Origin of the sequence: Natronorubrum marinum (assembly GCF_052040125.1) — an archaeon.
Taxonomy (GTDB): Archaea; Halobacteriota; Halobacteria; order Halobacteriales; family Natrialbaceae; genus Natronorubrum.
In genome coordinates this window covers 785,104-804,866 of record NZ_JBPPFV010000002.1, presented here as the reverse complement: position 1 = coordinate 804,866, position 19,763 = coordinate 785,104, and the positions used below count along the sequence as shown (strand labels likewise).

Here is a 19,763-nt window from a genome sequence, read left to right as displayed (position 1 = left end):
GCGTTCGACCCGTCCATACCGTAATCTGTTTATCGGCCCGGCAAGAACCCGTCGCTGTTATGACCGTCACAATCGTCGGGTCGCAACTCGGCGACGAAGGCAAGGGTGGAGTCGTCGACCTCTACGGCGACGCCGCCGACGTCGTCGCCCGGTATCAGGGCGGCGACAACGCTGGACATACCGTCGTGGACGACGGTGAGAAGTACAAACTATCGCTCGTGCCGTCGGGCGCCGTCCGGGGCAAGGTCGGCGTCCTCGGGAACGGCTGCGTCGTCAACCCCGAGACGCTGTTCGACGAGATCGACACGCTCCGCGAGCGGGGGCTCGACCCCGACGTGCGCGTGGCCGAACGCGCACACGTCATCCTCCCCTACCACCGAGCCCTCGACGGCATCGAGGAAGCAGAGAAAGAGGATCTCGCGGCCGGGACGACCAAACGCGGTATCGGCCCGACCTACGAGGACAAGGCCGGCCGCCGCGGCGTCCGGATCGGCGACCTGCTCGATCCCGAAGTCTTGCGCGAGCGCCTCGAGTACGTCGTGCCCCAGAAGAAGGCCCTCGCCGAGGACGTCTTCGGCAAGGAGACCGGCGAGGCGTTCGACATCGATCACCTCTACGAGACCTACCGCGAGTACGGCGAGCGACTCGCCGAAGAGGAGATGACCGTCGACTGCGGGACCTTCCTCCAGGAGCACATCGACGACGGCGACAACGTCATGCTCGAGGGCGCGCAGGGAACCTCGCTCGACATCGACCACGGGGTCTACCCCTACGTCACCTCCTCGAACCCGACGTCGGGCGGTGCGACCGTCGGCACCGGCCTCGGCCCAACCGTCGTCGGGAAGGGGGAGGTCGTCGGCATCGTCAAAGCCTACCTCTCGCGAGTGGGTACCGGCCCGCTCCCGACCGAACTCGGCGGCGTCGAGGATCAGACCCCGAACTACGACGGTTCGGAGGGAGCGGACGACGCCGAAGAGGAACTCGCGACGTACATCCGCGACGAGGGCGGCGAGTACGGCACCGTCACCGGTCGACCGCGCCGCGTCGGGTGGCTCGACATGCCGATGCTCCGCCACGCGGCCCGCGCGAACGGCTTTACGGGACTCGCGATCAACCACGTCGACGTCCTGGCCGGACTGGACGAGGTGAAGGTCGGCCACTCCTACGAGTTCGACGGAGAGGAAATCTTCACGATGCCCCCGACAACCGAGCAGTGGGGCCGCTGTGAGGCCACGTTCCGAACGTTCGACGGCTGGCCGGAAGTCGACTGGAACGAGGTCGCCGCGGAGGGGTACGACGCCGTCCCCGAGAACGCCCGGACCTACCTCGAGTACATCAGCGACGAACTCGACACGCCGATCTACGCGATCGGCGTCGGTCCCGGCCGCGAGGAGACCGTCATCGTCGAGAATCCGTACGAATCGTCGTAACGCGTCGGACTCGCGCCCGTCACTCGCGCCCCGACGCGTTCCCGAAACCTTTTGCTGCAGGCGGCCAGCCTACGTACTATGAAGGAGTCGCTGCTGGAGATCCTCTGCTGTCCGCTCGACAAACACGATCTGGAACTCGAGGACGCCGAATACGCGACCGACGACGACGGTGACGAGACCGACGAAATCGTCGCCGGCGTCCTCGTCTGTAGCGAATGTGGCGAACGGTACCCGATCGAAGACGGGATCCCGAACCTGCTGCCGCCGGATATGCGCGAGGAGACCCCGGCCTGAGCGGCCCGATTCACGATGTCTCGAGAGGTTACCGTCCACGTTAATCGCGGGTCCGCAGATTCGCTCGAGACAGCCGTCGGTACCCTCGAGACCCGGGAGTCGTTCGATCTGATCCTCGAGAGCCACGGCCCGCCCGCCCACGTCCACTGTCGCCTCGGCGGCGACCTCGAACGGATCGCGTCGCTCGAGACCTCGAACTACTACGTCGAATCGGAGGGGGAAACGTACGTTCCCGTCCACGTCGCGTCCGAGGCCATCGATCGCCCGGTGGAGGGAACCCTCGAAGTGCTAACCGGCTACGGCTCGGAGTCGCTGTCGATCCCCGTCGTCGCGAAACCGGCGCCGGCCGAAGTCGACGTCGACGACTCGCTCGCCAAACCCGCCCAGCGGGAGCCGGAGCCGAACGTCCTCGAGCGCGCGGTCGCCGCGACCGGTCTCGAGCCGGCGACGCTCGTCGTCATCGCACTCGGAATCATCGCCGTCGCAATCGCGACGACGACGGCAGCCGCGATCGGCGGGCCGCTCGCCATGGCCGGGGTCGGAATCGTCGCGATCGGGTTCTGCGTCGCGGTCGCCTTACTGGTTCTGTAACGCGCTCGAGTCGGGTTAGTCGTCCCGTTGGTCTCGAGCCTCGAGACTCCCCTCCTCGTCGAATCGCTTCGCTCGGAGGTATCGCGCGCGGAAACGGTTCGCGCCGTCGTTGACGTCCGCTTCGCGGATCTCGTCGGTTCGGCCTTCCGCGACGGCGTCGATCAGCTCCGCGAGCTGGTTGAACTCGCTGGTGGTCAACTCGAGTTCGTAGTGCCGCTCTTCTTCGGACTCGAGGATGGTCCACTTGCGGGCGGCGGCGACGACGAGCGAGCAGGGCTCCCGACAGGGGAAGGTCCCGTCGCCGCCGTCGACATCGAGGTCGTCGTCCTCCTCGTACTGCCACTCTCGCCGGCGGAGACACTGCGAGTCGACGCAGCACGCTTCGGCCATCCAGTCGACGGCCTCGCGAGGGAGTTCGTCGATCACGTCGTAGATGCCGGTCTGGCGCTCGGCGGTCTCGAACCAGTGGTCGACGTCTAACGCCGCTCGTTGCTCGCGGTGCCAGTTGGCAACCGTCGCGGGGTAGAAGAACTCGACCGTCTCGACGAGTTCCGAACCCGAGAGCCCGGTGAAGGCCCAGCCCGAAACGAGCGTGGGGGCGGTCTTCAGCGGCCGGTAGCGGCCGTCCTCGTCGTAGGTTGCGATCTCGCGGGCGTCGAGGGGGTCGTCGTAGACCTCGAGGTCGGTGAGATCGGTGTCGGCGTCGTCGACGTGCCAGCAGTCGTAGACCCGCTCGCCGCCGTGTTCGTCGACATCGACGAACCTGGTCGTGATAGCCAGCTGTCCCCACTCGCGGTCGATCCCGTCGCGCAGGGATTCGTACCGCGCCGGGACGGCGAGCGTCTCCTCGTCCGTCGGCCGGTCGGTGTCGGCTCCGTTCCCGCCGTCGTCCTCGAGCGGCGCTCGTTCGCACCAGCGGAGGAACGCGCGGCGAGCGGTGCCGTCGCCGCCGACGGAGCGCTGCCAGTAGTCCCAGTTCGTGACGTACTCCGCGATCGGCTCGAGCGCCTGCTGGAGATCCGCTTCTTCGAGCCCCGTCTGCGTACCCTCGGACGTCTCGACGGTATACGCGTCGTCCTCGCGATCGATTCGGAGGCCGTCGAACTCGATCGGCGTCTCGGACTCGACTGCGCTCACCAGCGATTCGAAATCGGCGGTCGCCATCGTCACGCGTCAGTCCCCCGCCTCTGCGCCCGGCTCCGAGCCGGCGTCGGGGTCCGTCTCGCTCGAGTTCGAGAGCGTTACCTTGTCGCGGACGGCCTCGAGCGCGTCGCCGATATCGGCCCCGGCGTCCGCGGCGCGCTCGAGGAGGACGTCGGCCATCAGGCCCTCCGTCCCCACCGCGCCGGCGTACCAGATTCGGTGGCCGTCGACGTCCGCGGGGACGTTCCAGCCGAGGCGGTAGTCCTCGGTCAGCCCCATGTCCTCGGGAATGTCCTCCTGGGTATGGTAGCCGTCTGCGATGAAGAGCGGGACGACGACGATATCCTCGCTCTCGAAAAAGTCCGTGACGTCGTCGACTTCGGGCTCTTCGTCCATGAACAGCGCCTCGACCTCGTCGAACCGGTCCATCTCGCGGATCCGGTCGGCGTGGTACTCGACGGCTTTCGCCGAGTTCTCGTTGCGCTCGGTGCCGTGGCCGACGACCGCCAAGCCGACCCCTTCGCCGACGTTCGGATCCTCGGTGACGGTCTCGGCGCGCTGGACGATGACGTCCGTCATCGCGTCGTGCGTGCCGGCCGGGCCGCAGTAGTGGATCGTCTTCCCGACGTCGTCGGCCTCGAGCGTCGCCTGCGAGGCGTCCGTCCCGTCGGAGTCCCAGCGGTCCGGATCCCACTCCTCGAGACGGAGTTCGCGGGGGATGACCTGCTCGGTGAAGTAGCCCTCGCTGATGAAGAGGGGAACGACGAACACCTCGTCGGACTCGAGGGTTCGAATTACCTCGCGAAAGTGCGGTTCTTCCTTCCAGAAGGCCTCGCGCACCTCGTCGAACGCGCCCGTCCCGCGGACGGTGTCCGCGTGGGCGTAGGTAGGGTCGGAGGCGTCCGGATTCAGGTGCGAGCCGTGCGCCGCGATAACCAGCGCTTGCATGGTCGCCCGTTAGGATGGGGACGGTTTAGGAACTTCGCTGTCGGCCCTCGTCGCCGCCTCCTCGAATCGCCCTTCCCCGCGTACTGTGCGACTCGCCGGCGCGCTCGGCTCACTCTTGTACGGCAAAGTCGGTTCGCGCCGCACACACCTGCTCCTGGGCCTGCAACTCCGCACGAACGATGTAGCCGCCCGGCTGGGGAGCCGTCCACTCGGCCTCGTAGGTCTCCGTCGCTCCCGGTTCGAGTCGATCCGTGCTGAGCATCTGTGCGAACATTCGGCCCTCGCTGAATCGCCAGACTTCGCGGCCGTCCTCTTCCACGACGAACTCCGCCTTGCAGGCGTCCGAGAACTGCAGATCGACCGACTCCGACCCCCTGTTGATAACGGTAAACGCGAACGTTACCAGTTCAGATTCGCCGTCCGGTCCCGAGACGTCCGCTTCGAGCCGTCCCTCGAGTGACATAGCCGCGGCTTCGGGGTGAACCCGGATAGGTCTTTTCGGAACTCGTGCGCTCGAGCACTACTCCCCGTTCGTACTCACGACGCCATCCGAGACAACGACCGTCGAAAGCGCACCGTCGACGCCGAGGCGAACCCGTGAGCCGACGTCGATTGTTCGGACGGATCGATCGTCGACGACCAGCGTCACGTCACCCTCGTCGCGCTCGACCGTGAGCGCGATGTCGTCGTCGGGGAGTACCCACCGCCGCGTCCGCGTCGCGAAGGGGGCGATCGGGGAGACGGCAACGGCGTCGATACTCGAGGCGAGGTGTGGTGCCTCGAGCGCGCTGCTGTAGCCGTAACTGCCCGCCGGCGTCGCGACGACGACACCGTCGGCACGAAACGTCGAGACGGGTTCGCCGCGGCTCTCGACGCCGTACTCGGAGATCCGCGCCGGCTCGTCGGTGACGAGCGTCGCGTCGAACAGCGCGCGCTCGCGGATGAGGTTACTCCCGGTATCGTCTTCGACTTCGATCCCCAGAACCGGGTGGCGACGAACGGTGGCATCTCCCTCGAGGACGGCCTCGAGCGCGGCCGGAGCCCGCGCCGCGGAGACGGTGTCGATCCCGTCCACGTCGCCGATCGGGAGGACGGGAACGCCGGGTTGGGCGCGAGCGGCGGCCGAGAGACCGTCTTCACCCGTGGTCACCAGCAGGGACGGCTCGGCGGCGAGGACGGTCTCGAGGTCGCCGCGGACGGTCGTCGCGTCGTGAGCGTCCGCGATCGAATCCGCGTTCAGCGCCGTCGCTGTCTTCGAGTCGACGATACCGACGACCGGCTGCTCGGCTCCCGACCACGCGGCGTCCATGCCGTGGCGTTGGCGCGGATCGGAGAAAAACGTGGGGTTAGCTGTCCGTGTTGCCCTCCTTCTCGACCGCCTCCCTACTCGTCGTACGGCCAGTCGCCCGTGATTCGGATCCCCTCCGCGAGCCCCTGGTCCTCGAGGGCCGCCGCGATCGCCTCGGGTGCTCGGTGCTCGACGGTCACGTCCTCGCGCGCGAGGTGGACGACGAGGTCGCTCAGGAGGATCGCTTGCTCCCGGAACGTCCGCTGCTCGAGTTTCTCGAACGTGTCGGCGAAGGTGTGGCCCCAGCCGCGGCCGACATCGTCGGAGGTTGACTTGACGTGGTAGCCGGGGACGCCCCACCGGACGAACGGCCAGTGGTCGCTGTGGGGTCCCATCTTCGGCACCGTCTCGATCGGGTGGCCGTAGCGCTCGGCGATCTCGGTCGCCGCGGCCTCGAGTTCGTCGAAGCCGTGGGTCGTCACGGAGAGCGTTCGATCGCGGACCACGCCGTCGCTGTTGACGATCGCCGTAATCGTGTCGTGATCGGTCGTCTCGGCGTGGTACGAGGAGCCGACCAGACCGACCTCCTCCGCGCCGTAGGCGACGAACTCGATGCGAGTTTCGAGGTCGTCCGCTCGCTTCGCGAGCGCATTCGCGAGTTCGATGACCATCGCGGTTCCGGCGCCGTTGTCGAGGGCGCCCTCCGCGATGTCGTGGGCGTCGACGTGGCTCGTCACGAGGACGCGTTCGTCGGTGTCGGGCCCGAGTTCGGCGTGGACGTTCTGGCTCTCCGCCGGGTGGATATCCGCCTCGACGGCGAGTTCGATCTCGTCGCCGTCGAAGCGTCGGGCGAGTCGTGCGCCCACCTCACTCGAGACGCCGACGGCCGGAATCCCGCCGATCGGGTCGTCGTCGGTTCCCACGCTCCCGGTCGGCGGCAGACAGCCCGCGACGTGATTGCGGTAGACGAAGGCGACGGCCCCGTTCTCGACCGCGTGGTAGTACTTCTCCCGGCGGTGAAGATACCGGTCGTAGTGGTCCGGAATGTCGCTGCGGACCATGACGACGGCTCCCTCGAGGTCGCGGCCCTCGAAATCGCTCGGGAGACCGTAGCCGAGGTCGACCAGCGGCGCGGTGACGCGGTCGGCCGGACTGCGCGGCAGCGCGATACACTCCTGGGTCGTCTCGCGGGCCGTGATCGAACTCTCTCCGCGCGTCCAGCCCTGAACGTCGAACGACTCGAGGCGGACGTTTCGCGCCCCCGCCTCGACTAACGCGTCGCGCGTCAGCTCGGCGGCCTCGCGCTCGCCGTCGCTGCCGGCCATTCGGTTGCCGATATCGACCAGTCGCTCGAGGTGGTCCCAGCCGACGTCGCTCGTGAAGACGTCGCCGATCCAGTTGCTCATACTCGAGCGGTGAACGTACGTGTGGGTAACTGTACCGTTCGCGGAACTGTTCGAACGGCCCGAGAGAGCGTTCCGTGTTGACATGCTTTCGATACTGACAGGTGGATCTGGGAATCTTTTTTAGCCCCCTCCCTCTCGAGTCGAGTATGCGGGAGACGCTTGCCGACTGGCGGCCGGCCATCGACGAGGCGATCGCCGACCTGGTCCCACGGGAAATCGACGCCGACTACCTCGAGTCGTTCTTCGGCGCCCCCACCTACGAGTACGATCCGACCGGCATCCAGCGGGCCCTCTCGACGCCGCTGTGGGAGCTGCTCGATCGGGGCGGGAAACGCTGGCGCGCGGTGCTCTTTCTCGTCTTCGTCGAGGGCTTCGGCGAGGATCCGGCGGAGTACATTCACTACGCCTGCATCCCGGAGATCCTCCACAACGGGACGATCATCGTCGACGACGTCGAGGACGGGGCCACGATTCGCCGGGGCGAACGCGCGCTGCACCACCTCTACGGGCAGGATATCGCGCTCAACGCCGGCAATGCGCTGTACTTCCTGCCGCTGAAGGTGTTGACCGAGAACCCCGCCGACCTCCCGGCGGACCGACGCCTCGCCGCCTACGAGATGCTGATGTGCGAACTCAACCGGACCCACCTCGGCCAGGGGATGGACATCTGCTGGCACAACGAACGCGACGTTCGGATCACGCCCGAGCAGTACCTCGAGATGTGTGCGTGCAAGACCGGCTGTCTCGCCCGGATCGTCGCCCGACTCGCAGCGATCGTCACCGCCCAACCCGACGAGGTCGAAGAAGCCGTCGCGGCGTACGCCGAACTGACGGCCGTCGCCTTCCAGATCGGCGACGACATTCTGGACGTCGAACACTCGCTGGGCCGGGCCGGCGACTTCGGTAAGGAGTTCGGCAACGACATCCGGGAGGGTAAGCAGACGTTGCTGGTCATCCACGCACTTCAGGAGAGCGACCCGGAGCGGGCGAAACGACTCCAGGACATTCTGAGCGCCGACGAGAACACCGACGAGGAGATCAGCGAAGCCCTCGAGATCATCGAGGACGCCGGCAGCCTCGAGTACGCTCGCGAACACGCCCTCGACCTCGCGGCCCAGGCTCGCGCGGCGATCGACGGCCTCGAGTTCGACGACGAGACGACCCGAAAGCTCCGCGAGTTCACCGAGTTCGTCGTCGACCGCGAGGACTGACGGCGGTCAGCGACGAATCGGCCGGCGGCGACGAATCGCTACTGCATCGACGAACCGCCACGGGCCGATCACAGTCACGGGATCCGACGCCGAGCCCTAGCTACTACTTGCCGGACGTGGTAGCCGTCGCCAGTGACGGCCGACCACTCGGGTGCGAACGACCGGGAGCGGACGACAGCGAGCCCCTGGCCCGTCCTTATCGCGGTCGGCCTCGTGCTCTCGGAAGTCGGCATCGTCGTCGACCTCTTTCCGATCGCCGTCGGCGGACTCGTGCTCTTCACCGCGAGCGTCGCCGGCATTTTGGCGGAATCGAGGCACGTCTCGAGTCCGTGGCCGCTCGCGATCGGATTCGGCGTGCTGTTCGCTGCCACGGGATCGGCGCTCTACGCCCTGGGAACCGGCGCAGTAGCCGTCCCCGCGGCAGACGGCCTCGTCGGACTCGCGAGTCGTGGCCTCGCCGTCGCCGTCGCCGGCGTCGTGATCGTCGTCGGAAGCGCGATCCTCCGCTCTCGCAGCCGAACCCACTGATCGACACAGCCCACACCCACTCATGAGCCGACGCGCATTCGACGCAGAAATCGCCCTCGACCTGGCAGTGAACCTGATCCCGTTCCTGATCATCCTCTTTTTCGTCGTCCTCTTCGCGGCGTTCAACCCGTGGGGATTCTCGCTGCTGCAGTCGACGCTCCAGTTCGCCATCCTGCTGCTCACGGCGGGACTGCTCGCGCTCGCCACCCTCATCGCGGCGCGCGCGATCGAGGGCGACGAACACACGAGGCGCGACTGACGACGGTGCAGTCGCGTCGGTAGTCAACGGCGAGTCGAGTGCGAGCTGAACGCGGGGCGAGGCGCAAGTCCCGAATCGCGGTCGATCCCGGTCAGTTGACGATGAGGACGAAGCCGGTCAGTCCCATCAGGAGGGCGATTCCGACGAGGAGCAAGAGGAACAGCTCCTTCTCGGCGAGTCCTCGTCGGCTCCTCGAGTCGTCTGATTCGGTCGGATCGGAGTCCACGGATGCTCTCCACGAGGCTACGGGAGCAACGGTCAAAAAACGGGGTGACGGAGACTCGAGCGGCAGAGATACGGGCCCGAGCGCCGTCGAGGCGACACTCCCACAGACGCGAACCGGGCAGCGTCCGGCGGATAGGGATGGGGGTGGAGTGGGAGTGCGACGGCAGGGGCGGGGCACGGTTCGTGCCCGCGAACTGCCGTGTGCCTACGCACACGGACACCGGAAATACCAGTGGTTCCAAACGAATTTGGTATTTCAGCTGGCGAACACGATCTCGTGACTGATCGAGTGTCCGCGTTCGGATTCGGGACGAAAACGCAACACCCTCGGTCCCTCCCGACGAACGGTCACGCGTGACTGACGATCGAGAACTCGGCGGCCGGCGCGTCGTCGTCGGTCTCGTCGCCGCGCTGACCGCCGTCACCGCCGCCTTCGGCGCCGTGTTGGGCTTCGTACTCCCCGCGTGGACCGGGCTCGAGGAGATCGTCGTACTCGAGATGACCGTTCCCGTCTCGCCGGTGACGTTCGGGCTCTACGGCGGCGTGACGATCGGCGCCTTTCTGGTGACGTTGCTGGTGGTCGTCCAGGCGATCTCGCGGTTCGACGAGAACGCGGTGTGAGTGTCGCTCGCGCCGCGGGACGGCACACCCTCCTGAACCGTTCGCCGAGCGACGCGAGCGGGGCAACCGCGGCGTCTCCGGTCGGTGTCGCGGGAGTTATCCTTCACGGACCGTAACCGACCGATATGTTGTCGACGGACGTCTTCGTCGTCGGGGCCGTCGCGCTGGTCGGACTCGCGATCCTCGGCGTCGGGCTGTACATCGCTTCCATCGGTGCGGGTCGGCTCCGGACCGCTCGAGCGCTCCGCGAGACCGAGCCGACGGCGCTGCGCGACGTCCCCGCGGCGAGCGGCCTCGTCGCGTTCAAGGGGACCGCACGCGAAGACGACGACGGGTGTCTCGAGGCCCCCGTCACCGGCACGCCGTGTCTGGCGTACACGGTTCAGGCTCGGTCTCGAGCGGACGGGACTGGCCGGACCGATAGCGACGCTGCGGCCGACGGGACTGGCGCGGCTCCCGATGCCGAAACCGGAGCTAGCGCGGCTTCCGACGCCGGCACCGGGACGGTCGAAACGGCCGAAACCACCGGTGAGGTCACCGAGGACGATCGCTGGTCGTTCGACGGCGGTGCGTCGGCCGGCATTCCCTTCGCGGTCGAAGACGGCACCGACCGCGTCGCGGTCGACCCCACGAACGCCGTCCTCTCGCTCGACGACTGGGCGGCCGAGGCCGCGTGGACCGATGGCTCGGGCCTCAAGGGCGGCGCACTGGATCGTCTGCGTGCCGCCGGGCTTTCGGGTACCAACGGCGAGACCGACGACGAGCGCGGTTCCCCTCGCCGCCAATACCGGGAACTGCGCCTCGAGTCGGGAGACGACGTCCACGTCTTCGGCGGGAGCGTCGTCGACTCGGGCCGCGACGGACGGACGACAGACCGTGCGGTTACCGTTACCGGCGGCGACTGGTTCGAAATTTCAGCCGCCGGACAGCAAACGGTGCTCTCGGACAACCGTCGGTCCGGTTCGCTGTATCTCATCTTCGGCGGACTGATCGCCGTCCCGGGCGCGGGATTTACGCTCGCGGGAATTGTCGGCCTGCTCACCACGCTGGTTCTGTGAACGGCCCGCAGAACGGTGAGCCACGGCGCAACGAGGGATCGAGCGATATCGAAATCACGGTCGCGCTCGAAGCGTACGCCGTTCGGCTCGACGCGGGAGGGTGGCCGTCAACGACGCGTAACTTCCCCTCGTGCCCCTTAGCGACGAGAAATCGGCTCGCCGTGCCCCTCAGCGTTGCGGGCGATCCCGTTCGGTTCGCTCCCGTTCTTCCTCGAGTCGGTCGAACGCCCAGTCGATGTCAACGAGGTTCCGTGGCGATTCGTTCAGGCCGCGGCGACAGACAACTTCGAGCGTGCGATCCCGTGCGTCGGGCGTAAACGGTGCCACGGCCATCAGGCGGGCAACGTCGGCCCGCGGGATCGATCCCGATACCGAATCGCCGCCCTCGCCGACGACGGGGTCGTCGCTGGGCGGCGCGTTGGTAAGTTTGCCGGGGCGAATAATCGTGTGGCCCAGCCCCGACCGACGCAGCGCCGCCTCGGCGTCCCGTTTGGCACGGAGCGAGCCGCGAATCAGGAGTCTGGCGGGGAGTGACAGTCCCGACTTCGAACTGCCTACGCCGATCGCACTCTCGTAGACGAAGTAGTCGGCGTCAGCCCCCATCGCGGCCGTAATGAGGTTAATGACGCCTGTCCGATCGACCAGCTTCCCGCCGAGCGTGTGGCGTACGCCCACCGGCGTGCCGAGGGCACAGTAGACGACACCGCACTCTTTGACTGCGGCGACGGCGTCGGCCGACTCGAAGAAGTTGGCGACGATCACCTCGTCCGCGCCGAGTCGCTCGAGCGTGTCGACGTTCGCGTACGACTGCGTCGTCGCGCGAACGGTGAGATCGGTCGGCCGGAGCGCGGAGAGCAGTTCGTGGCCCGTCTCTCCGCTCGCGCCGGCGACGAGAACGCGATCGACAGCCGTCAGTCTGGAGGAGGTACCTGCCATCGACCGGGCTACTGTCCGGGGACGGATAACCTTCACCAGTGGCCAGCAAGCCCGACAGTCGTGTTCGGAGACCTAATTATGACGATGAAACTCGGCGATAGTCTCCGACCGAAGAGTAGTAGTCGGCTACTTCCTAGACTGCAACCGTTTCGTCGTCTCGACGAGCGGGTGGCGGGCGTAGTCGACGATCTCGATGTCGTCGATCCGCTCGAGTTCCTCTTTCTCCGCGGTGGCAGCCATGCCGAGTTCGATCTCCCGATCGACGACGATGACGTAGGCGTCCATCTCGTCGATTCCCAACCGGTCCGACGCCATCACGCGGTGGTGGCCGTCGGCGAGCAACAGCGTGCCGCCGTTGTCGATAACCACCAGCGGCTCGGCCAGCCCGTGCTCGAGTTCGTATCGTCGTCCCTCGAGTTCGTCGGCGTAGACCCGGCCCTGCGTCGGCGTGAGCGCCGACAGCGAGACCGTCCGTCGTTCCTGCTCGAGTTCGGTGTCGTGGATCTGCTCGAGCGTTCGCATCAGTTTCCCCACCTTCTCGGGCGTGGCGCGTTCGATCTGACTGCGGATGACGTCGGCGTTGGAGATGATCCCCACGAGGTTGCCGGCGTCGTCGACGACGGGAAGCTTTTGGATCCCCGACCGGAGGATGACGCGGGCGGCGTCGGTCACTTTCATGTCGGGGTGGGCGACCAGCAGGTCCGTCGTCATCACCTTGAAAATCGGCTCGTCGTCGTCGGCCAGCAACAGGTCGCGGGCGCTGACGAACCCCTCCACGCGTCGCCGCTCGCAGACGGGAAAGCCGCTGTGCTCGTCGCTCTCGGCGATCCGCGCCGCGACGTTGCCGACGGTCTCGTCGGGGGCGACCGTCACCACGTCGCGCGTCATGTACTCGTGGACCTGGGGTTTGCTTCTGTCCGACGCGACCTCCATACGTCATTCGAGGAACTCCGCGCGCAAAAGCGTGTCCTCCCGGCGGTGACTGCCGACGCTGTTCGCTCCCGGTCTCGGATAGCTCCGACTTTCGTCGGTCGTCACGCTCTCGCTCGTCGCGTTACGCCGACTCTCCGCCTTCCAGTTCACCCTCGTCGTCGGCCCGTGCCGGCTCGCTCATCTCGTCCTCGTCGTCGACCGAAAACAGCCACTCGCTGGTCTGGGTGTAGGCCCCGACGGAGACTCCCGGTCGGCTCTCGATCGCTTCGAAAAACCGGTTCGTGATCACCTCTTCGACGACGCTGACGATCGACTCGATCTCGTCCTCGTCGTCGGCGCTCCCCAAGATGCCGATCTCGAGTTGGGCACCGGCCATGTCGGCGTGACCGCCGGCGCTGCCGATCCGGTCGAAGGCGTCCCGGAGCGTCTCGCCGAGGTCGACGTCGCTCGCCCGCGATCGGGCGGAGAGAAACACCATCTCGTCTCGAAAGCCGAAGACGAGCGTCGTCTCGACGCCCTCGATCGACAGCAACTGGTCGGCCGCCTGTGGCAAGGCGTCGCGGTTGGCGAGTCGGCCGACGCTCGCGACGGCGACCGAGTCGCGCTGGATGCGGTTCTTGATCGCTCGAGCGATCGTATCCAGGGTCTCTCCCTCGACCGTCGGCTGCTCGATCTGGCGTAGGACGGACGTCTCGACGTGGGGCCAGAGGATCGACGCGGCCTCGAAATCAGCCGGCGAGACCTCGCGCGTGAAGTCGTTCGTATCGATCCGAATACCGTAGAGCAACGCCGTGGCGGTCGCTCGCTGGGGTTCGAGACCGAACCGATCGAGGTAGTCGGTCATGACGGTGCTGGTTGCGCCAGCGTGTTCGCGCAGGTCGACGAACTCCCCAGGGACGGGGCCGCGGGGCGGGTGGTGGTCGATAACGATGTCGACGTGGAGGTCCTCGGGAAGCTGATCGTTGACGCCGGGCCGGGAGTGGTCGACCAGTGCGAACGCGTCGTACTCCTCGAGTGAGTCGTCGCACGAGAGATTACGGAGCTGGAGATCGAGCAAGTTGACCATCGCGCGATTCTCCTGGTGGGAGATGTCGCCGAAGTAGCAGGCGTCGGCGTCGACGCCGACCTCGGCGGCGATCTCGACCAGCGCGACGGCGCTCGCGATCGCGTCCGGATCCGGGTTATCGTGCATGACGACGGCCAGCCGGCTGTCAATGGTCGCGAGCTGTTTCCGCAACCCGATCGCGGCACCGGCGGAGGGTCGCGCGACGCCGTCGATAACGTGATCGATCATCGCACGCTTGGCGTCGACGACGTGATCCGCGAGTTCTTCGAACCGCGGCCGATCCGCCGACGCCACGTTCCCGCCCAGATAGGCCACGATCGACGCCGTCCGAAACCGCTCGCGCGCTCGCTCGAGGGCGGCCCGATTGACGTCGGTGCGGTCGCTGGCGACGAAGATCACGTCGGCCTGTTCGACGTTCGCGATCACCGCCGGATCGGTCGGGTCGGCACACCAGGCCGGAATACTCTCGTCGCGAAGCGTCTCGACTATGCTCTCGTCCTCGGTAACGACGAGCAGCCGGTCCCGGGCGTCGCCGGTGCGCTCGGGTATCTGTTCGACCACCTGGCGGCCCACCGTTCCGCACCCGAGCACGAGCCGGAAAACCATACGTGCCGGTTTGCAACCCCGTGCGGGAAAAGCTACCGGGTCCGCGCTCGGGGACCCCGAAAAATCAGTTCCGGCGCAACCGCGAACCGCCTGCTGTTGCGCTCCCGAGTCGGATACGCCGACTCGCCTCAGCCGAGGGCGGCCACCGCGGCGTCGAGCGCCGCGTCGACCACCGGACCGAAGCCGGGGAGGATGAGGACCGTCATCACGGCGGCGACGACGATCGCCGCGTAGAGCCCGGTCGGTTTGGCGAGTCGATCGCGGGCGGTCGCGGGCTCTTCGATCCAGAGCGCCTTGACCAGCCGCGAGTAGTAGTACAGCGAGAGCGCGCTGTTGACGACGAGCGCGGCGGCCACCGCGAGCATCGCCGTGTTGGCGGCCGAGGCCTCGAGCGCCCCCATGAACAGGAAGAACTTGCTGAAGAAGCCGCCAAAGGGCGGGATCCCAGCGAGGCTGAACATGAAGACGGCCATCGCGGCGCAGGCGACCGGCGCCTGCGTCGAGAGCCCGTTGTAGTCCTCGAAGGTGCGGCCGACGCCCCAGTGTTCGGCCAGCGCGACGAAGAGGAACGCACCCGTGTTCATGAAGCCGTAGACGAGCAGGTGCATCATCGCCGCGCCCATGACGAGTTCGCCACCGTCAGCCGAGAGGCCGGCGACCCCGATCAGCGCGTATCCGGCGTGGCCGATCGAGGAGTACGCGAGCATCCGCTTGACGTTGTTCTGGGTCGCCGCGGCGAAGTTCCCGACCGTCATCGTGACGATCGCGAGGATGATGAACGCGACCGTCCAGTCGAAGCCGATCAGGGCGTTCATCTGCTCGCCGAGCGGGAACGCCTCCGTAAAGACGCGGAAGAGAACGACGAATCCGGCGGCCTTCGAGGCCGACGAGAGGAACGCGCTGATGGGTGCGGGCGCGCCCTCGTAGGCCTCCGGCGCCCAGAAGTGGAAGGGGACGCTGGCCGTCTTGAACGCGAAGCCGCCGATCAGCATGAGGATGCCGAGTCCGAGCAGGCCGCCGTAGTCGTCGGCCTCGCCCGCGGCGACGACCTCGGCGATGGCGGACAGCTCCAGAGAGCCGGTCGCGCCGTAGACGAGCGAGATGCCATAGAGGAAGATCGCCGACGAGAGCGCGCCGATCAGGAAGTACTTCAGCCCGGCCTCGACGCTCCCGCGGTTGTCCTTCAGGATCGCCACGAGCGCGTACGAGGGAAGACTCGCCAGTTCGAGGGCGATGAAGATCGTCACGAGGCTGTCGGCGGCGGCCATCATCGACATGCCGGTCGCCGCGAGGACGACCAGCGAGTAGTACTCGGCCTGGTAGGCGTGACCGACCAGGTAGTCGTAGCTGGCCACCACGATCAGGGCCGTGACGATGGCCACGATGATCATGAAGTACAGCGCCATCTGATCGACGACGAAGCCGTGGATCGGCTCGATCTCGCCGAGTCCGCCGTCGACCGTCGGCGTGCCGACGCCGGCGGCGCTGAACCAGACGGCGACGGCGAGCGACGCGAGCGCGCCGCCGGCCGCGGTGCCCGCGAGCAGCGAGCGGTTGGTCGAGTGCGGCGAGATGCTGTCGAAGACGAACAGCGCGAGCGCCGTCCCCGCCAGGATCAACGCCGGTGCGAGCGCGGTCCACTCCGCGAGCTGGAACATCGCCATCACAGGTCACCTCCGCTCAGGATCGGATCGACTGCGTCGGTTATCATCTGGAAGATCAGGTCGGGGGCCACGCCCAGGGCGATGATGAGCCCGAGCAACACGAACATCGGCGCGATGTCGTGCAGCGGGGCGCGACCAACGTCGTAGTCGGTCTCGAGTTCGTACGGTCCGAAGACGGCGCGCTGGAGCGCAAAGAGCAGGTAGCCGGCGACGATGACGATGCCGAACATCGCCAGCGAGGTAAACAGCGGAGCGTACGGGAAGTCGGCCCCGAACGCGCCGAAGAAGATGAAGTACTCCGCGGCGAAGCCGCTCATGAGCGGCAGCCCCATGTAGCCGAACGCGCCGGCGACGAGGATGCCGACGGCGACCGGCATTCGGTCGGCCATCCCGGACATGTCGGTGACGAGCCGGGTGTGGGTGGCGTTGTAGATGACGCCGACGGCCATGAACATCAGCCCCGAGATGAGGCCGTGACTGACCATCTGGAACGTCGCGCCGCCGACCCCGAACTGGGTGTAGGCGACGAGTCCGAGGATGACGTACCCCATCGACGACACCGAGGAGTAGGCGACGATCCGTTTCAGGTCGGTCTGAGCCAGCGCCAACATCGCGCCGTAGATCACGCTGATGACGGCGATGGCGGCGATCGGCACGGCGTACGTCTCGACCTGGTCGGGGAACATCGTGAAGTTGAATCGGAGCAGGGCGTAGGTTCCCATCTTCAGCAGGACGCCCGCTAACAGGACGGAGGCGGGCGTCGGCGCTTCGACGTGAGCGTCCGGGAGCCACGTGTGGAACGGAACGACGGGCACCTTCACGGCGAAGCCGAGGAACATCGCGACGAACACGACCGACGCGAGAGTGGTTCCCTCGAGCCCGAACAGGCCGTCGGGTCCGTCGGTGAGCATCGCATCCGCGATCTCCGGCAGCGCGAAACTCGTTACGCCGTCGCCGAGGCCGAAGACCAGCGCGACGAACGCACCGAACATCACGAGCGACGCCACGTTCGTGTAGACGAAGAACTTGATCGCGGCGTACTTCCGGCGCGGGCCGCCCCAGATACCGATCAGCAGGTACATCGGGATCAACACGGCCTCCCAGAAGATGAACCAGAGGAAGAAATCCAGTGCGGTGAAGACGCCGATCAGGTTCGCCTCGATGAAGAGGATGAGTCCGTAGAACTGGGACTCGCGAGTGTCGATCGGCGTCCACGAGCTCATGATCGCGAGCGAACAGAGGATCGTCGTCAGCACGACGAGCGGCAGGCTGATGCCGTCGACGCCGACGAACCACGAGATCGAGTACTCGCCGAGTTGGATCCACTCGAGGTGGGACTCGAAGGCGAGCGTGCCGTCGAGTAAGGCGTTGCCGCTGCCGTCGAACGCCGTAAACATCCAGACGCTGAGCGCAGCCGGCACCAGGCTGATGGCGAACGCCAACTTGCCAGCGATTCGGTTCGGCGCGATAAACGTGACGAGCGCGCCGATCAGTGCGACGGCGATTAGTGCTTCGATCATCATCAGAACCACCCTCCGTAGACGCCGAGGAAGACCAGTAAGGCGATGAACCCGGCGACGATCAACGCCGCGTAGTTCGTCACGATACCGGTCTGCAGTCGTTTCACCCAGCTACTGCCGAAGAGGCTGGCGGTCGAGATGCCGTTGACCGAGCCGTCGATGACGCTCTGGTCGAAGCGGTCGGCCGCTCGAGCGAGCGGCAGCGTAACGCCGCGCGCGAGCCAGACCTGGTACTCGTCCTGGTAGTAGTTGTTCTCGAGGGTCCGGCGGGCGCTGCCGAGTCGTTCCGTGTGTGGAACGGGCTCGGGAACGTTGTACAGTTTCCAGGCCAGTCCGGCACCGGAGAACGCGAGCAGGAGCGAGAGCCCGGCCGCGATCAGGACCGTCAGTTCTTCGGAGCCGATCGCGCCCGTTTCGTAGGCGACCATCTCACCGTAGGCACCGTACGTCAGCCCCTCGACGGCCCCGTACTCGCCGTCGAGCCAGGACTCGAGGAACGTGAACTCGAGGCCGGTCAGCTTGTAGACCGGCGCGAGGTTCGCGACACCCGCGACGACCGCGAGGACACCCAGCGAGAGCAGCGGGATCTTGACGGCCCAGCCGACCGGGTGTGGATCCTCGGCGGCCTCGGATCGGGGCTCGCCGTGGAAGGTCAAGAACACCATTCGGAAGGTGTAGAAGCCGGTGAAGAAGACGGCCACGAGGCCCATCGCGTATGCGGCGAGGATGATCGGCTGCTCCAAGCCGACGATGAGCGCGTCGTAGAGGATCTCGTCTTTGGACCAGAAGCCCGAGAACGGGATGATCCCGGCGAGCGCGAGCGCGCCCGCGAGAAACGTGTAGTAGGTGACGGGCGCTTTCTCCTTCAGTCCGCCCATCTTCCACATGTCCTGTTCGTGGTGCATGAGGATGATGACGGCCCCGGCACCCAGGAACAGCAGTGCCTTGAAGAAGGCGTGGTTCATGAGGTGGAAGACTCCGGCGACGTAGCCGCCGACGCCGAGTCCGAGCATCATATAGCCGTACTGGCTGATCGTCGAGTACGCCAGCACCTGCTTGATGTCGTCTTTGACGACGCCCATCGTGGCGGCAAAGAGCGCGGTGAAGCCGCCCACGAAGGCGATGATCGCCAGCGCGGTCGGGCTGAGCGCGTAGTAGCCGAACATCCGCGCGACGAGGTAGACGCCGGCCGCGACCATCGTCGCCGCGTGGATGAGCGCGGAGACGGTCGTCGGGCCTTCCATGGCGTCGGGTAGCCAGGTGTGGAACGGGAACTGGGCGGATTTACCCAGCACGCCGCCCAGCACGAGCAGGCCGGTGATCGTCACCCAGGTCTGGGCGTCGAAGCCGAACAGCGTGTCGCCGTCGGCGATCGCGGTCTCGGCGGCCGCGACGAACGAGTCGTCGCCCGCGAACGCGACCGTGCCGAAGGTTGCGGCGATGGCGACGACCCCGATCAGGAAGAAGTAGTCGCCGAACCGGGTGACGAGGAACGCCTTCTTCGCGGCCGAGGGCGCGGATCGCGTTCGGAACCAGAAGCCGATCAGCAGGTACGAACAGAGACCCACCAGTTCGAAGAACATGAACGCCATCAGCAGGTTGTCCGCGTAGACGAACGCGAGCATGCTGAACGTAAAGAGCCCGAGTCCGGCGTAGTACCGCGGGAGGCCGGTCTCGCCCTCGGCGTTCATGTAGCCGAGACTGAACACGTGGACGAGAAACGCCACGAGCGAGACGATGACCAACATCAGCGCCGAGAGCGGGTCGATCAGGAGACCGAACGTGAACTCGATCCCCGTCGTGCCCGCTTCGCCGGCGGCGTCGCCGGCCGTCCACTCGTAGAGCGTCTCGTGATACACTTCGCCGCCCGCGACCGTCGCCAGCATCCACAGCGAGAACAGCAGGGAGCCTGCCGTCGCCGCGATGCCCGCAATCGCGCCCTTCTTCGGCATCCACTTGCCGAAGGTGAGCGCGACCACGAAGGCCGCGAGGGGGAACGCCGCTATCGCCGGCGCGTAGGAGAATGCACCTTCCAT

Annotated in this window: 20 protein-coding genes; 8 read left to right on the top strand and 12 right to left on the bottom strand. The window is 66.7% G+C overall.

The annotated features are described in order from the left end of the window. The first annotated feature begins 59 nt into the window (after positions 1-59). The 3 genes from ACSFC5_RS13610 to ACSFC5_RS13600 all read left to right on the top strand — a co-directional run bounded on the left by ACSFC5_RS13610 (position 60) and on the right by ACSFC5_RS13600 (position 2,315). Positions 60-1,430, top strand: a complete 1,371-nt coding sequence (locus ACSFC5_RS13610) for an adenylosuccinate synthase (RefSeq protein ID WP_440765791.1) — start codon at positions 60-62, stop codon at positions 1,428-1,430. Positions 1,431-1,508: 78 nt separating this feature from the next. Then, positions 1,509-1,724, top strand: coding sequence for a methytransferase partner Trm112 (locus ACSFC5_RS13605; protein ID WP_090304605.1), 216 nt, complete (start codon positions 1,509-1,511; stop codon positions 1,722-1,724). A gap of 15 nt (positions 1,725-1,739) precedes the next feature. Beyond that, on the top strand, positions 1,740-2,315 hold the full coding sequence (locus tag ACSFC5_RS13600) for a DUF7524 family protein (protein WP_440765790.1): 576 nt from the start codon (positions 1,740-1,742) through the stop codon (positions 2,313-2,315). A 15-nt stretch (positions 2,316-2,330) separates the two neighbouring features. On the opposite strand, the gene ACSFC5_RS13595 is transcribed toward ACSFC5_RS13600, so the two are convergent. From ACSFC5_RS13595 to ACSFC5_RS13575, 5 genes are all read right to left on the bottom strand, one after another. Next, the gene (locus ACSFC5_RS13595; RefSeq protein WP_440765789.1) at positions 2,331-3,479 is read right to left on the bottom strand and encodes a DR2241 family protein; all 1,149 of its coding nucleotides are present in this window, start codon (positions 3,477-3,479) and stop codon (positions 2,331-2,333) included. Positions 3,480-3,488: 9 nt separating this feature from the next. Further along, the gene (locus ACSFC5_RS13590) at positions 3,489-4,406 is read right to left on the bottom strand and encodes a CbiX/SirB N-terminal domain-containing protein (RefSeq protein WP_440765788.1); all 918 of its coding nucleotides are present in this window, start codon (positions 4,404-4,406) and stop codon (positions 3,489-3,491) included. Between the two features lie 109 nt (positions 4,407-4,515). Continuing rightward, the gene (locus ACSFC5_RS13585; RefSeq protein ID WP_440765787.1) at positions 4,516-4,869 is read right to left on the bottom strand and encodes a BsuPI-related putative proteinase inhibitor; all 354 of its coding nucleotides are present in this window, start codon (positions 4,867-4,869) and stop codon (positions 4,516-4,518) included. Between the two features lie 57 nt (positions 4,870-4,926). Further along, a complete protein-coding gene (locus tag ACSFC5_RS13580) occupies positions 4,927-5,715 on the bottom strand; it encodes an NAD(+)/NADH kinase (protein ID WP_440765786.1) in 789 nt (262 codons plus the stop codon). A 74-nt stretch (positions 5,716-5,789) separates the two neighbouring features. Then, positions 5,790-7,100: a M28 family peptidase gene (locus ACSFC5_RS13575; protein WP_440765785.1), complete on the bottom strand. Its 1,311-nt coding sequence runs from the start codon at positions 7,098-7,100 to the stop codon at positions 5,790-5,792. Positions 7,101-7,246: 146 nt separating this feature from the next. Here ACSFC5_RS13575 and ACSFC5_RS13570 point away from each other — a divergent pair, with 146 nt between their 5' ends. The 3 genes from ACSFC5_RS13570 to ACSFC5_RS13560 all read left to right on the top strand — a co-directional run bounded on the left by ACSFC5_RS13570 (position 7,247) and on the right by ACSFC5_RS13560 (position 9,098). Continuing rightward, positions 7,247-8,311: a polyprenyl synthetase family protein gene (locus tag ACSFC5_RS13570; protein WP_440765784.1), complete on the top strand. Its 1,065-nt coding sequence runs from the start codon at positions 7,247-7,249 to the stop codon at positions 8,309-8,311. Between the two features lie 132 nt (positions 8,312-8,443). Next, the gene (locus ACSFC5_RS13565; RefSeq protein ID WP_440765783.1) at positions 8,444-8,839 is read left to right on the top strand and encodes a DUF7541 family protein; all 396 of its coding nucleotides are present in this window, start codon (positions 8,444-8,446) and stop codon (positions 8,837-8,839) included. 22 nt (positions 8,840-8,861) lie between these two features. After that, entirely contained in the window at positions 8,862-9,098 is a 237-nt protein-coding gene (locus ACSFC5_RS13560; protein WP_440765782.1) for a DUF6684 family protein, read from the top strand. Positions 9,099-9,189: 91 nt separating this feature from the next. Here ACSFC5_RS13560 and ACSFC5_RS13555 read toward each other — a convergent pair whose 3' ends face one another. Further along, complete coding sequence (locus ACSFC5_RS13555) at positions 9,190-9,324, bottom strand: hypothetical protein (RefSeq protein WP_440765781.1); 135 nt, start codon at positions 9,322-9,324, stop codon at positions 9,190-9,192. Between the two features lie 353 nt (positions 9,325-9,677). Here ACSFC5_RS13555 and ACSFC5_RS13550 point away from each other — a divergent pair, with 353 nt between their 5' ends. Both ACSFC5_RS13550 and ACSFC5_RS13545 read left to right on the top strand, forming a co-directional pair. Continuing rightward, on the top strand, positions 9,678-9,944 hold the full coding sequence (locus tag ACSFC5_RS13550) for a DUF7520 family protein (RefSeq protein ID WP_440765780.1): 267 nt from the start codon (positions 9,678-9,680) through the stop codon (positions 9,942-9,944). A gap of 125 nt (positions 9,945-10,069) precedes the next feature. After that, positions 10,070-11,002: a hypothetical protein gene (locus tag ACSFC5_RS13545; protein WP_440765779.1), complete on the top strand. Its 933-nt coding sequence runs from the start codon at positions 10,070-10,072 to the stop codon at positions 11,000-11,002. Between the two features lie 168 nt (positions 11,003-11,170). On the opposite strand, the gene ACSFC5_RS13540 is transcribed toward ACSFC5_RS13545, so the two are convergent. The 6 genes from ACSFC5_RS13540 to nuoL form a co-directional block, all read right to left on the bottom strand. Next, positions 11,171-11,938, bottom strand: coding sequence for an NAD(P)H-binding protein (locus ACSFC5_RS13540; protein ID WP_440765778.1), 768 nt, complete (start codon positions 11,936-11,938; stop codon positions 11,171-11,173). A 126-nt stretch (positions 11,939-12,064) separates the two neighbouring features. After that, on the bottom strand, positions 12,065-12,871 hold the full coding sequence (locus ACSFC5_RS13535) for a CBS pair associated ParBc domain-containing protein (RefSeq protein WP_440765777.1): 807 nt from the start codon (positions 12,869-12,871) through the stop codon (positions 12,065-12,067). Between the two features lie 121 nt (positions 12,872-12,992). Then, positions 12,993-14,543: a DHH family phosphoesterase gene (locus ACSFC5_RS13530; RefSeq protein ID WP_440765776.1), complete on the bottom strand. Its 1,551-nt coding sequence runs from the start codon at positions 14,541-14,543 to the stop codon at positions 12,993-12,995. Between the two features lie 128 nt (positions 14,544-14,671). Continuing rightward, positions 14,672-16,207 (bottom strand): NADH-quinone oxidoreductase subunit N, encoded by a 1,536-nt coding sequence (locus ACSFC5_RS13525; protein ID WP_440765775.1) that lies wholly within the window; start codon positions 16,205-16,207, stop codon positions 14,672-14,674. Next, complete coding sequence (locus tag ACSFC5_RS13520) at positions 16,207-17,730, bottom strand: complex I subunit 4 family protein (RefSeq protein ID WP_440765774.1); 1,524 nt, start codon at positions 17,728-17,730, stop codon at positions 16,207-16,209. Before ACSFC5_RS13520 ends, ACSFC5_RS13525 begins: the two co-directional genes overlap by 1 nt. Next, on the bottom strand, positions 17,730-19,763 hold the full coding sequence (nuoL, locus tag ACSFC5_RS13515) for an NADH-quinone oxidoreductase subunit L (RefSeq protein ID WP_440765773.1): 2,034 nt from the start codon (positions 19,761-19,763) through the stop codon (positions 17,730-17,732). Before nuoL ends, ACSFC5_RS13520 begins: the two co-directional genes overlap by 1 nt.

Excerpts from the sequence above, each read along its gene's own strand:
- ACSFC5_RS13590 (WP_440765788.1), bottom strand. The coding sequence starts at position 4,406 with ATGCAAGCGCTGGTTATCGCGGCGCACGGCTCGCACCTGAATCCGGAC.
- ACSFC5_RS13520 (WP_440765774.1), bottom strand. The coding sequence starts at position 17,730 with ATGATGATCGAAGCACTAATCGCCGTCGCACTGATCGGCGCGCTCGTC.
- ACSFC5_RS13530 (WP_440765776.1), bottom strand. The coding sequence starts at position 14,543 with ATGGTTTTCCGGCTCGTGCTCGGGTGCGGAACGGTGGGCCGCCAGGTG.
- ACSFC5_RS13525 (WP_440765775.1), bottom strand. The coding sequence starts at position 16,207 with ATGGCGATGTTCCAGCTCGCGGAGTGGACCGCGCTCGCACCGGCGTTG.
- ACSFC5_RS13575 (WP_440765785.1), bottom strand. The coding sequence starts at position 7,100 with ATGAGCAACTGGATCGGCGACGTCTTCACGAGCGACGTCGGCTGGGAC.
- ACSFC5_RS13580 (WP_440765786.1), bottom strand. The coding sequence starts at position 5,715 with ATGGACGCCGCGTGGTCGGGAGCCGAGCAGCCGGTCGTCGGTATCGTC.
- ACSFC5_RS13535 (WP_440765777.1), bottom strand. The coding sequence starts at position 12,871 with ATGGAGGTCGCGTCGGACAGAAGCAAACCCCAGGTCCACGAGTACATG.
- ACSFC5_RS13545 (WP_440765779.1), top strand. The coding sequence starts at position 10,070 with ATGTTGTCGACGGACGTCTTCGTCGTCGGGGCCGTCGCGCTGGTCGGA.
- ACSFC5_RS13610 (WP_440765791.1), top strand. The coding sequence starts at position 60 with ATGACCGTCACAATCGTCGGGTCGCAACTCGGCGACGAAGGCAAGGGT.
- ACSFC5_RS13600 (WP_440765790.1), top strand. The coding sequence starts at position 1,740 with ATGTCTCGAGAGGTTACCGTCCACGTTAATCGCGGGTCCGCAGATTCG.
- ACSFC5_RS13585 (WP_440765787.1), bottom strand. The coding sequence starts at position 4,869 with ATGTCACTCGAGGGACGGCTCGAAGCGGACGTCTCGGGACCGGACGGC.
- ACSFC5_RS13570 (WP_440765784.1), top strand. The coding sequence starts at position 7,247 with ATGCGGGAGACGCTTGCCGACTGGCGGCCGGCCATCGACGAGGCGATC.
- nuoL (WP_440765773.1), bottom strand. The coding sequence starts at position 19,763 with ATGGAAGGTGCATTCTCCTACGCGCCGGCGATAGCGGCGTTCCCCCTC.
- ACSFC5_RS13560 (WP_440765782.1), top strand. The coding sequence starts at position 8,862 with ATGAGCCGACGCGCATTCGACGCAGAAATCGCCCTCGACCTGGCAGTG.
- ACSFC5_RS13540 (WP_440765778.1), bottom strand. The coding sequence starts at position 11,938 with ATGGCAGGTACCTCCTCCAGACTGACGGCTGTCGATCGCGTTCTCGTC.
- ACSFC5_RS13605 (WP_090304605.1), top strand. The coding sequence starts at position 1,509 with ATGAAGGAGTCGCTGCTGGAGATCCTCTGCTGTCCGCTCGACAAACAC.
- ACSFC5_RS13595 (WP_440765789.1), bottom strand. The coding sequence starts at position 3,479 with ATGGCGACCGCCGATTTCGAATCGCTGGTGAGCGCAGTCGAGTCCGAG.